Source organism: Streptosporangium sp. NBC_01810, from assembly GCF_035917355.1.
Lineage (GTDB): Bacteria > Actinomycetota > Actinomycetes > Streptosporangiales > Streptosporangiaceae > Streptosporangium.
Genome location: NZ_CP109070.1, coordinates 5635795 through 5647232, shown reverse-complemented (window position 1 = coordinate 5647232; position 11438 = coordinate 5635795). Strand labels below are relative to the sequence as shown.

The window sequence follows — 11438 nt, the reverse complement described above, 5'->3', positions numbered from 1 at the left end:
CACCACATTAGGGTGAGCGGGCTGGAGGGGGCCGGCGTCCTGTCCTACCTCGGGGGAGACGACGACACTTCAGGAGACGACGTGGCAGCTCCATCGTCACCGCCGGCCCGGCCGGTCAGGTCCAGGACCTCAAGCCCCTGGGCGAAGCTGAGCACCGTGGCGCTGTGGATGCCCTTCCCGGCGCTGCTCTGGGTCGGAGGTTACGCGGGTGCGGAGCCACGGCTGCTCGGCTTCCCATTCTTCTACTGGTACCAGTTCCTGTGGGTTTTCCTGTCCGCCGGCCTCACCTGGTGTGCCTACCTCCATACGACCCCCACCCGCCCCACCCGCCCCACCCGCCCGGCGCGCACCGGCGCGCACCGGCCCGCCGATCGCGGAGAGCACGCCGACCGCGGAGACCACGCCGATCACGGAGGCCGCGCTGATCGGGGAGGCCGCGCCGATCACGGAGACCACGCCGACCGCGGAGGCCGCGCCGATCGGGGAGAGCGCGGAGAGAGACTCCGATGAACCGAGACGACATCGACATGACCGCTCTCACGGTCCTCGTGATCTTCTTTCTGATCGTCACTTTCATGGGGTTCGCCGCGGTCCAGGGCAGGAAGGGCCGCCACATCACGGGCACCGTGAACGCGCTGGACCAGTGGGGGCTGGCCGACCGGGGCTTCGGCACCCTCTCCTCGTGGCTGCTCCTGGGCGGCAACATCTACACGGCCTACACGTTCATCGCGATACCGGCGGCGATGTTCGCCTCGGGCGCGGTGAGCGGCTTCTTCGCCGTCCCCTACACCATCATCGTGTATCCGTTGATCTTCATTGTCATGCCACGCCTGTGGTCGGTGGCCCATCGTCACGGCTATGTCACTCCCGCCGACTTCGTGCGCGGCCGCTACCGGAGCAGGGGGCTCGCGCTGGCGGTGGCCTTGACCGGACTGCTGGCCACCCTGCCCTACATCGCGCTGCAACTGGTGGGGATCCAGGCCGTGTTCGAGGTGCTCGGCCTCGGGAGCAGCAACCCCCTCATCAACGACCTGCCTCTCGCCGTCGCCTTCACCGTGCTGGCCGCCTTCACCTACGTCAGCGGGCTCCGGGCACCCGCGCTCATCGCGGTCCTGAAGGCATTTCTGCTGTGCCTCGTCGTGACGGCCGCGTTCGTCGTGCTGCTCCATCGGCTGGGCGGCTTCGAGGCGATCTTCGCCTCGGCCCAGGAGAAGATGGCGGCGCCCGACCCGAAGACGGGGCGGCCCACCGGGGTCTTCATTCCGGGAGAGAGCGGCTTCTGGCCGTACGCCACGCTGGCTCTCGGGTCGGCGATGGCACTGGTGGTGTACCCCCACACGGTCACCACCGTGCTCGCGACAAGAAGCCGCGACGTCGTGCGCCGCAACGCCGCACTTCTGCCGGCCTTCACGCTGGTTCTCGGCCTGTTCGCCCTGCTCGGCTTCTTCGCGATCGCGGCCGGTACGCGCCCTGTCGGCGTGGACGGTCAGTTCAACCCCCAACTCGTGATCCCGCAGCTCTTCGCGGACCTGTTCCCGAGCTGGTTCACCGGCATCGCCCTGGCCACCATAGTCATCAGCGCACTCGTACCCGCCGCGATCATGTCCATCGCCGCCGCCAACCTCTTCAGCCGTAACGTCTATCGCGAATTCATCAGGCCGGGCGCGAGCTCCCAGGAGGAGCTGCGCGTCTCCAAGGTAGCCTCCCTTCTCGTCAAGTTCGGGGCGCTGGTCTTCGTGCTGTTCCTCGACAGGAAGTTCGCGCTGGACTTCCAGCTCCTCGGCGGAATCTGGATCCTGCAGACCTTCCCGGCGATCGTGGTCGGGCTCTACACCCGCTGGTTCCACCCCGGAGCGCTGCTCATCGGCTGGGCGTTCGGCATGGCATACGGCACCGTCACCGCCTACGGCATCGTCAACCCCGGAACCGGCAGGCACTTCAGTGGATCGCTCGCGGAGATCCCGGTCATAGGCGACGGCCGTCTCGGCTACATCGCCCTGACCGCCTGCGTACTGAACGCGGTCGTCAGCGTGGCCGCCACCTTCGCGTTCCGCGCGGCGAAACGGCCGGCGGGTCGCGACGAGACCTCGGCCGACGACTACCACGCGGACGTCGACGACCCGAGCGTCGAACCCCTCCGGGAGCTCATCCGGTGACGGGGACTCCTGGCTGCCGGCGGGCTGTCCGAAGGCTCTCCGGCCGTCCAGGCGAGGCTTTCCACGCGTTTTTATACGAGGTCTGGGAGCGGTACCGATATTGGAGACCTGCCGGGGCGGTCCGGATACTGTGTATGTGGACCGCGCCGTCGAAGGGCATGTCACCGACCATCCCCGAGACGTCGCTTGGATCTGCACCCGTTTTGAAGAGCTCCGCACGGAGGCCCTGCCCCCGCGAGCGGGCATCGACCTCTTGACGAAGGTGATGGACACATGGACGCGGACCTGAGCAATGCCGTCTGGCGCAAGGCGGCTCCGGGGGGCGACAGCGGTGAGGACTGTGTCGAGGTGGCCGTGATCGACGACCTCGACGAGGGGCACAAGGCCGGAGCCGGTCCGCTCTACGTGCTGCGCGACTCCAGGAACCCGGACGGCCCGAAGCTGTTCTTCACCCGCTCGGAGTGGGACGCCTTCGTCGGCGGCGTGAAGCTCGGCGAGTTCGACAACTGACAGAGCCGGGAGCCGGGGGCCTCGGCTCCCGGCTCTGAGGGATGTCCGGGGCTTGATCGGACATATTCCGGGTGCCTCCTGGTGGCCCAGAGGAAGCATTCAGAGCCGGTGCGATGTGTGTCGTCATCGTGGTGAAGACACACATCGCACCGGAAAACGCTCAGACTCCGATGTCCAGCGTGCCCTGGTCGTCCCGGGAGCCGAACGGCTCGTACGGGCGCTGACCGGTGGCGATCTCCTTGTTGAGCTGGAGCAGTCGGCTGACGATCTCGTCAGGATTTTGGGCCACGTTCTTCGGCCAGCCGTACGCGGTGGCAACAGCCTCGTCCAGCTCCCGATGAAGCGCCTTGAGGTCGGCGTAGGCACCTTCATCGACCAGGTTGTAGAGCCGTGTCAGCCCGAAGTTCTCCGCCGCGCAGATCTCCTGCCGCCGCTTGACCATTTTCTGCGCCGCCTGCGCGATCCGTTCCCTGATCTCCCCACTGATCGGATCCGGCCAGGGAAAGGTCATGAACACCGTGGTCGGGGTGTAGCGGATGTCGCCTTTCAGCGTCGATGATCTAGCCCATGCCCATGCGGCATGCGCAGATGATGAGAGAATTCCCATTGTGCAGTCATCATCGAAGGCGAACACATTCGTGAGATCGCTGGGGCAAGTCCATGCGTCTGTCCATGAGAACAGCGGCCGCTTACCCACGCGAATACCTGTTATGTAGCGGCTCTTGCCGTCCAGTGAATTGCGCATGTCGACGCGGGGACGCTCGAACTGCCACCACAGCTCGCGAAGGCGCTTGTCAGTTTTGGTTTCCCGAAAAGATTTTACTCGCTCGCGAACGATTTTTTCGGCAGAGGGGTACTTGAGCACCTGCTCCAGAGGGCGTTGTCCGAAGTCAATGATCCAACGGCGGGGGTGCTGCTTGGGGTCATGGGCGATGTCGTCGCCAATAAGGTACGGGCGAACAACTTCCCGATAGTCGGCCTTTTTGTCAGAAAGAATTGCTTCTGCCTCATGGTCCGAAAGAATAAAGTCCCCATTGGGGATCGGTCCTTGGAAACAGTAGCCTTTGCTTGAGGCAAGTATTTGTGCCTCCCCAGTGGAATCTTCCGTCGAACGCAACTCGGCGGTGATCCCCGACACCGGCTGACCATCAAGCAAAAATTCGGCCGGTGGGGACTGCGGGCGCTTGACCCAGGAGGCCAGGCTGACATGGACCTTGGCCTCGCCTGGCCATTTCTGGGTCGAGACCGCATCGGTGATCACGCCGCCATGAGCGGTGATGTATTCCAGGCTGGCCGATCGCGCCCGGTTCTGGGAGATCGAGTTGGTGCCGACGAGGCCCGCGCGCTGGCCCGGCTTCAGATGGTCGTGGGTCTTACGGAACCAGTAGACGCAGTAGTCCTTGATGCCGGTCTTGAAGGTCCGTTGCAGCCACTTCATCGTCTCGTCGCCCAGCGAGGCGCGGAGCTGCTGAGAGCCCAGGAACGGTGGGTTGCCGATCACACAGTCGGCCTCCGGCCAGGTCACGCGCAATGCGTCGTTGCGCTGGATACCGGGAAGCTCGGGCAGCGGCAGGGGATTCTCAGCATGGCCGAATCTCTCGATCATCTGCCGCTGGCCCATCCACAGGGTGAGGCGGGCGATCTGGACGGCGACGCCGTTCACCTCGATGCCAAGCATGTTGCGCAGCGGAACATACGGCGGAACGCCAGGTGGCACCGGAAGCCCGGTCTCGTCGGCCAGGCGCACCATCCGCTGCTTGAGCTCGTACTCCAGGGCGCGCAGCTCACGGTAGGCGACGTAGAGGAAATTGCCGCAGCCACAGGCGGGATCGAGGATTCGGAACTCGCACAGCTCGTCGAGCACCTGCCGGGCCTCGGCCGGGGTCGTCGTCGCCTCGATCCGCTCGGTCCACGGCCGTACGATCACAGGGCGGACGATCTTCATGATGTCCGACTCGTGGGTGTAGTGCGCACCGAGCTCGTGGCGCCCCTCGTTGCTGAGGAAACCCTCCATGAGGGAACCGAAGATCGTGGGGTTGACCTCTCGCCAGTCGTATCCGCACGCTTCGAGAAGGATCCTCAGCTCCCCCTCCACCAGGTCGATCTTGGCGGGTCTGGCGAAAAGGTCGCCGCCCGCGTACTGGGTCCCCTTGAGGAGGCTGGTACGGGGCCGGTAGTCGGGGTCGCCGAGAGCGTCGAACAGGCTTCCCAGGGTGATGTAGGTGTTCCACACCTTCGGATGGTCGAGCACTGCCCTCGCGAGGTGCTCCATGGCATGTCCCCGGAGCATCCCGCAGTCTTCGGCGAACATGACCCAGACGGTCTGGAGGACGAACGCGCCGATCTTCTCCCGTGAGGCCGCCTGCCGGGACACCATGCTCTGGTAAAGCTTCGCCATGGTGGTGGCGGCCTGGGTGGTCAGGCTCCGGTCGGCGATGTCGAAGATCGGCTCTTCGCTAGGACCGGCGAGGAACAGCAGGGTTTCGTACTTGTCGGGAAGCTCGTCGAGCGACAGGACCGCCCGAGGAGCCTTCGGATAGCGCCCAGGCTCCCATACCTCGAAGCGGTGGAAGGCGCAGAGGACCACGTAGGGTGGCGCCGGGCGGTTGGTGTCGGAGTCGGACGACTCCCGCCAGTAGGTCAGGGCCTGTGGGCGGTGCTGGTCGAGACGGCCGGCCTGTCCAGGAGCCTTCATCTCGATGATGCAGACGTCGCGCCAGTAGAGGTCCATGAAGCCCTGCGAGGACTGGTTGTCCTCAAGCGTGGCGCCGACCGCTCTGCGATCGCTGCCGTAGCAGGCGAAGAGATCGTTCAGAAAGGTCTGGGCCTCCGACCGCTCGGTGCCCTGGAAGTCCTTCCAGCGAGAGACGAAGTCCCGTAGGGCGGACTGGATCTCTTCACCACTGCGCAACGCCGCCTCCTGGCATCAGAACATCCGCTGCTGGTCGCCCCCGAAGTAGGTGGACTGGAACAGCTCCTTGCGGATCGCTTCCAATCTGTTGATCGCCGTGTCGAGTGCGACCACCAGGTTGGGATTGTCTACCGTGCGACTGACATTCTTGCGCGCCGCGTCCGCACGCCGGATGGCATCTTCGATTCCCGATATGGTCCCGGAGATCTCGCCCATCGCCTGCTCGTCGGCGTACTGCGCCGGGGATCGTACGTCGGCGGAGTTGTCGATCAATGGCCTCAGTTCGGGCGGCTGCTTCACGGTCTTCCCCCTCATGCTTGTCGAGCGGTTTCACCATATCTGGGAACCTCGGCTCACTTCGCGCACACGACCCTCATGTTCCCCCAAGGCGACCACCCGCCCCGGACCGGATCACTGTTGCCGCGCGGCCCGTCCGAGGTGAGTGTGACCACGGTCGACGACCTCGACGAGGGGCGGTCCGCTCTACGTGCTGCGCGACTCCAGGAACCCGGACGGCCCGAAGCTGTTCTTCACCCGCTCGGAGTGGGACGCCTTCGTCGGCGGCGTGAAGCTCGGCGAGTTCGACAACTGACGGAGTCAGGCCCGAAGACCCCCGTCCGGGACGGGGGTCTTTTCGTTCGGCGGTCCATGGCGGCCGGTCCCGGCCCGGTCTTTCCGGTCCGGGTGGCCGGGCCTGTACTTCTTCCTCACCGACTTCTTCGGCGACGTGGCCGATGTCCGCATGGAGGCCAATCTGGCCTTCCGGGTCTGTGTGTCCGGGTCCTGCCTGGCTCCTCCAGTGCGATTCTTTTCCCTGGCCTTGAAGGGGGAGACGCTCCCGCGACCCGTGCCTCCGGAATCCGGATATCCCGCTCTGACCTGGGCAAATGTCCGATCGGTCGTGAAAGCCGGGCCTGAGGGGGCCGGCCATGCGCGTGAGATCGACCGCGTGTTTTTTGAAAACACAATATTCCCCAAAAGTATTCTTATACTAAATTGGGGGTGTTTTTATGAGCTTGTGTGGATATGGCGAATATTGTGATTATTGGTGGATTCGGAGGATTGACATGAGGAGGGCTTATGAACTTCAACATGATCTTTCCTGGGGCGGGCCGGGCCGAATGCTGTCGCTGGAGGCGCCGCTGGCGTCGCCGCCGCTGGCGCAGGCGTTACTGGGACTGGTGGTGGTGAGCGCGGCACGGTGCGGAGCGGCGAGGTTCCCGGACGGTCGACGAGGTTCCCGGACGGTCAACGCGCATTCGAACGGGTTCCCGGCACATGCCGGGAACCCGTCGCCGTGTTCGGAGACGGTTCGCGCCGTACTCCCACTCTGAGGATCCTCCCGGTGACCGACGCAAGGGCGGAGGAACAGTGCGGTCAGGGGCGGCCGAGTGCGCGGTAGTGCCAGCCTGAGGCTCGCCAGGTTTCGGCGTCGAGGGCGTTGCGGCCGTCGACGATCTTGCGGGAGGCCACGACGGAGCCCAGCTCCTCGGGATCCATGGTGATGAACTCCTGCCACTCGGTCAGCAGCAGCACCACGTGGGCGTCCCTGGCCGCCTCCAGGGCGGAGATGCCGTAGGAGAGCCCGGGGTGGGCCCGGCGGGCGTTCTCCTGAGCGACGGGGTCGTAGACGGTGACCCGGCCGCCCTGCTCGCTGATCTTGACGGCGACATCCAGGGCGGGGGAGTCGCGGATGTCGTCGGAGTTGGGCTTGAACGCGGCGCCGAGCACGGCGACGGTGCAGTTGCGGAAGGAGCCTCCGGCCAGCTCGCGGGCCAGGTCGACCATGCGGGCCCGGCGGCGCATGTTGATCGCGTCCACCTCGCGCAGGAAGGTCAGCGCCTGGTCGGCGCCGAGTTCTCCGGCGCGGGCCATGAAGGCGCGGATGTCCTTGGGCAGGCAGCCGCCGCCGAAGCCGAGCCCGGGGTTGAGGAACTTGCCGCCGATGCGGTCGTCGAAGGAGAGCGCCAGGGAGAGCTGCTTGACGTCGGCGTGCGCGGCCTCGCAGACCTCGGCCATCGCGTTGATGAAGGAGATCTTCGTGGCGAGGAAGGCGTTGGCGGCCACTTTGACCAGCTCGGCCGTGGGATAGTCGGTGATCACCATCGGGATGTCCATCTCCAGCATGGAGGCGTACACCTCCCGCATGACCTTCTCCGCCCTGTCGGAGGCGACGCCGAGCACGATCCGATCGGGGTGCAGGGTGTCCTTCACCGCGAAGCCCTCGCGGAGGAACTCGGGGTTCCACGCCAGCTCGGCGCCCGCGCCGATGGGGGCCAGCTGTGCGAGTTTGTCGGCCAGGCGCTGGGCGGTGCCGACCGGAACCGTGGACTTGCCGACGACCAGGCACTCGCGCCTCAGGTGAGGGGCCAGTGACTCGATCGCGGCGTCCAGATAGGACACGTCCGCCGCGTACTCTCCCGGCTTCTGGGGGGTGCCCAGGCACAGGAAGTGCACGTCTCCGAAGGCCGCGGCCTCCTCGTACGAGGTGGTGAAGCGCAGCCGCCCGTTGGCCAGGTTGCGCCGCAGCATCTCCTGCAGGCCCGGTTCGTAGATGGGCAGGTCGCCGGCCTGTAGGCGGCCGATCTTCTCCGCGTCCACGTCGAGGCTGAGGACTTCGAAGCCCAGCTCGGCCATGCAGGCGGACGTCGTCGCACCGAGGTATCCGGTTCCCACCATCGTCAGGCGGTAGGCCACTGGTGCTCCTTTCGGTTCTGCCCGATTATTTGCCGCCAGAGTATCGGCATCTAACACTTCCACTTTGCCACCTGCGTAAACGTGGAGGGGTATACCACATGGGGTGGAGCGCTCCAGCGTTTGTTGGACGTCCTACTATTTCCCTATGAGCTACCCTCTCTACGCACTACCCGAGGAGCACCAGATGCTCCGCGAGACGGTCCGCGCCCTCGCCGACGAGAAGATCGCCCCTCGCGCCGCCGAGGCCGACGAGACCGGGGAGTTCCCCTCGGACGTATACAAGGCCCTCGTCGCGGCGGACCTGCACGCCGTGCACATTCCCGAGGAGTACGGCGGCGCCGGTGCCGACGCGCTCGCGACGGTCATCGTCATCGAGGAGGTGGCGCGGGCCTGCGCCTCGTCCTCACTGATCCCCGCCGTCAACAAACTCGGGACCGTCCCGCTGCTGCTGTCGGCCTCCGAGGAGCTCAAGCAGCAGTACCTTCCACCGGTCGCGCGGGGTGACGGGATGTTCTCGTACGCCCTGTCGGAGGCGGAGGCGGGCAGCGACGCCGCCGCCATGAAGACCCGCGCGGTCGCGGACGGCGACCACTACGTGCTCAACGGCGCCAAGATGTGGATCACCAACGCCGGTGTGTCGGACTACTACACGGTGATGGCCGTCACCGAGCCGGGCGTCGGGGCCAAGGGCATCTCCGCGTTCGTCGTGGAGAAGGCCGACGAGGGCGTCAGCTTCGGTGCCAAGGAGCGCAAGCTCGGCATCAAGGGCTCCCCGACCCGCCAGGTCATCCTGGAGAACGTGCGGATTCCCGCCTCCCGGATGATCGGCGACCCCGGCACCGGTTTCAAGACCGCCCTGGCCACCCTGGACCACACCCGCATCACCATCGCCGCCCAGGCGCTCGGCATCGCCCAGGGCGCGCTGGACTACGCGATCGGCTACATCAAGGAGCGCAAGCAGTTCGGCAAGGCCGTCGCCGACTTCCAGGGCGTCCAGTTCATGGTCGCCGACATGGCGATGAAGCTGGAGGCCGCCCGCCAGCTCACCTACGTCGCCGCCGCCAAGTCCGAGCGTGCCATGCACGGCGAGCCTCAGGCCGACCTCACCTTCATCTCCAGCGCCGCCAAGTGCGCCGCCTCCGACGCCGCCATGGAGATCACCACCGACGCCGTCCAGCTCCTCGGCGGGTACGGCTACACCAGGGACTACCCGGTCGAGCGCATGATGCGCGATGCCAAGATCACCCAGATCTACGAGGGCACCAACCAGATCCAGCGCGTGGTGATGGCCCGCCAGCTGCTGAAGTAGGGCCTGAACAGCGGAGGTCCGGTCCGGGCGAGGCTCTCGGACCGGACCTCGCATGTGCCGTTACAGGGCCGGCGGGAGACGGTCCACAGCAGGTCGGCCACACCGCAGAACAGATGCGGCGGTACATGAGTGACCATCTGCCCCCTCATTACTCATCGATCGCACTGTGCGATAATTCCACAGTTAGGCAGCTTTGGCCTTTCCCCCGGGCTAAGTGACGGAAGGGACAGGTATGGAGATCACGCCACAAGCAGTCGTCATCCCCAAGGAGACCGACCACCTCGAACAGGGGAAATACGGTCCCATCTTTCCGAAGACGCCCGCGTGCTACGGGTTCACCATCATCGCGAGGGTCAAGCCCGGCCGGGCCGGCACCATCCGCGACTACGGTTACACGCTCGCCAAGGCGCTGGAAGCCGATCCGCATATCCTCGCCCCGCTCAAGCTGCACTACCTGCGCTGGGTGCTCTTCGACGACGACACGCGATTCATGTACCAGGGGATCTTCGACACCGACTTCGACAAGTACACCGAAGACGCCATCGCGCTCTTCTCGCAGGCGGGGGTGAACACGGCCTTCGAGAACCTGGAGGGGTTCCCCGAGGACTGGAAGACCAACCCTGACGCGTTTGTCAGGTTCGTCCGTGAGCACCAGTGCCCGAGCTTCATCGAGTACGGGGAGTATCCGTACTTCACCGCCGACGAGATCAAGAAGGCTTTGCGGATCAAGGGCGCTCTGTCGGAGATGCTCGATCAGCTGCAGTGAGTTCATCGGAGGTGCTCGATCGGCTGCAGTGAGTTCACCCGCATGACCTGTTCGGAGATGAGATGGACGAGTTCAGGAGTGCACGCACGTACAACCAGAATCATGCGCCGCGCCCGTATGCCCCTGGTCGGCGGCGATTGAGCGTATACGTTTCGTGGAGCTATCCGGCCGAGGCCGGCAGAAACCCGGCCGAGCTCGACAACCGGTTCTCCACGATGACCGAAGTGCGGCGCGTGACCTGGCCGGCCTATGAGGAGCCACAGTGGTCCGACCCGCTCCGGTTCCAGCAGGGCATATCAGGAGGACTGGAACTGTTCTTCTGGGGCTGGCTGCCGTTCCAGCAGTTCGTCGAAGAGGCCACCGGATACGCCGTACCCGTGTACCAACGCGTCGATCAAGCCGGTTTCCATACTCCGCTGGATGAGCGGGTGCTGGCGGATACCGACACGTTGTTCGTGTGGGGGCTGGATCACATGATCACTGGGCAGGATGCCGCACCCGAGGAGATCGAGGCGCTGCGGCGGTTCCTCACCCGGGAAGGGACCTGCCTGGTCCTGGGGCCGCATCACGATGTCGGGGCATCGGACGACCTGGCCGTGCGCGACATGGAGTACCACCATCACGGCGACGCCTTGGTGCCGCGCCAGCAACGGTTCGGCAGGTACACCCGGTCCTTGATGGAAGGGCTCGGGGTGCCCGTCGAGAACCGCTACGGGTTGCGTCCTGCGGTGCGGGAAGCAGGAAAGATCACCCCGTTGTCCGTTGTCCGGGATCTGGACACCAAGGGCTGGTTGGCAGGGGTGACCCACTTCAACTTCCACATGCACCTACCGCACTACGCGGTGACCACCGACGATCCGAACGTCATCCAGGTGCTGGGCAGGCAGCCGATCGACATGTCCAAGCCACACCCGTTCACCGAGGCCGGCAACACCGAGTTCAACATGTTCCTGTGGATGCCGCCGAGCGGTGATCGGGCCGGTGATGTGCTCATGGCGGACACCACGATCTTCAGCTCGTTGTTCGGCGTCGACGAGAGCTTGCGCGCCTTCTGGGGAAACATCGTCTCGTCGAAGTAGCGCCGCAGGA

General features: G+C 65.4%; 11 protein-coding genes. 8 read left to right on the top strand and 3 right to left on the bottom strand.

What is annotated here, in order from left to right:
* The first annotated feature begins 81 nt into the window (after positions 1–81).
* From OIE13_RS24940 to OIE13_RS24930, 4 genes are all read left to right on the top strand, one after another.
* A complete protein-coding gene (locus OIE13_RS24940) occupies positions 82–510 on the top strand; it encodes a DUF3311 domain-containing protein (RefSeq protein WP_326828823.1) in 429 nt (142 codons plus the stop codon).
* Positions 507–2156 carry a monocarboxylate uptake permease MctP gene (mctP, locus tag OIE13_RS24935; protein ID WP_326636006.1) on the top strand — a complete coding sequence of 550 codons (1650 nt, stop codon included), beginning with the start codon at positions 507–509 and terminating at the stop codon, positions 2154–2156. The genes OIE13_RS24940 and mctP overlap by 4 nt, the downstream gene beginning before the upstream one ends.
* A gap of 100 nt (positions 2157–2256) precedes the next feature.
* Entirely contained in the window at positions 2257–2445 is a 189-nt protein-coding gene (locus OIE13_RS36805) for a Scr1 family TA system antitoxin-like transcriptional regulator (RefSeq protein WP_442811507.1), read from the top strand.
* Complete coding sequence (locus OIE13_RS24930) at positions 2430–2666, top strand: DUF397 domain-containing protein (RefSeq protein ID WP_326636007.1); 237 nt, start codon at positions 2430–2432, stop codon at positions 2664–2666. Before OIE13_RS36805 ends, OIE13_RS24930 begins: the two co-directional genes overlap by 16 nt.
* 160 nt (positions 2667–2826) lie before the next feature.
* Here OIE13_RS24930 and OIE13_RS24925 read toward each other — a convergent pair whose 3' ends face one another.
* Together OIE13_RS24925 and OIE13_RS24920 are read right to left on the bottom strand one after the other, a co-directional pair.
* Positions 2827–5577 (bottom strand): DNA methyltransferase, encoded by a 2751-nt coding sequence (locus OIE13_RS24925; RefSeq protein ID WP_326828822.1) that lies wholly within the window; start codon positions 5575–5577, stop codon positions 2827–2829.
* Between the two features lie 15 nt (positions 5578–5592).
* Positions 5593–5877 (bottom strand): hypothetical protein, encoded by a 285-nt coding sequence (locus tag OIE13_RS24920; RefSeq protein WP_326636010.1) that lies wholly within the window; start codon positions 5875–5877, stop codon positions 5593–5595.
* Between the two features lie 187 nt (positions 5878–6064).
* On the opposite strand from OIE13_RS24920, the gene OIE13_RS24915 reads away from it, so the two are divergent.
* On the top strand, positions 6065–6169 hold the full coding sequence (locus OIE13_RS24915) for a DUF397 domain-containing protein (protein WP_442811508.1): 105 nt from the start codon (positions 6065–6067) through the stop codon (positions 6167–6169).
* Between the two features lie 785 nt (positions 6170–6954).
* On the opposite strand, the gene OIE13_RS24910 is transcribed toward OIE13_RS24915, so the two are convergent.
* Positions 6955–8256, bottom strand: a complete 1302-nt coding sequence (locus tag OIE13_RS24910) for a UDP-glucose dehydrogenase family protein (protein ID WP_326646970.1) — start codon at positions 8254–8256, stop codon at positions 6955–6957.
* A gap of 163 nt (positions 8257–8419) precedes the next feature.
* Here OIE13_RS24910 and OIE13_RS24905 point away from each other — a divergent pair, with 163 nt between their 5' ends.
* From OIE13_RS24905 to OIE13_RS24895, 3 genes are all read left to right on the top strand, one after another.
* Positions 8420–9583 (top strand): acyl-CoA dehydrogenase family protein, encoded by a 1164-nt coding sequence (locus tag OIE13_RS24905; protein ID WP_326636011.1) that lies wholly within the window; start codon positions 8420–8422, stop codon positions 9581–9583.
* A 232-nt stretch (positions 9584–9815) separates the two neighbouring features.
* Positions 9816–10349, top strand: a complete 534-nt coding sequence (locus OIE13_RS24900; protein ID WP_326636014.1) for a hypothetical protein — start codon at positions 9816–9818, stop codon at positions 10347–10349.
* A gap of 137 nt (positions 10350–10486) precedes the next feature.
* The gene (locus OIE13_RS24895; protein WP_326828821.1) at positions 10487–11428 is read left to right on the top strand and encodes a hypothetical protein; all 942 of its coding nucleotides are present in this window, start codon (positions 10487–10489) and stop codon (positions 11426–11428) included.
* Positions 11429–11438 lie beyond the last annotated feature (10 nt).

What these genes read in the sequence shown, in the direction of transcription:
- mctP (WP_326636006.1), top strand. Translation starts at nt 507, where the DNA reads ATGAACCGAGACGACATCGACATGACCGCTCTCACGGTCCTCGTGATC.
- OIE13_RS24910 (WP_326646970.1), bottom strand. Translation starts at nt 8,256, where the DNA reads ATGGTGGGAACCGGATACCTCGGTGCGACGACGTCCGCCTGCATGGCC.
- OIE13_RS24930 (WP_326636007.1), top strand. Translation starts at nt 2,430, where the DNA reads ATGGACGCGGACCTGAGCAATGCCGTCTGGCGCAAGGCGGCTCCGGGG.
- OIE13_RS24905 (WP_326636011.1), top strand. Translation starts at nt 8,420, where the DNA reads ATGAGCTACCCTCTCTACGCACTACCCGAGGAGCACCAGATGCTCCGC.
- OIE13_RS24900 (WP_326636014.1), top strand. Translation starts at nt 9,816, where the DNA reads ATGGAGATCACGCCACAAGCAGTCGTCATCCCCAAGGAGACCGACCAC.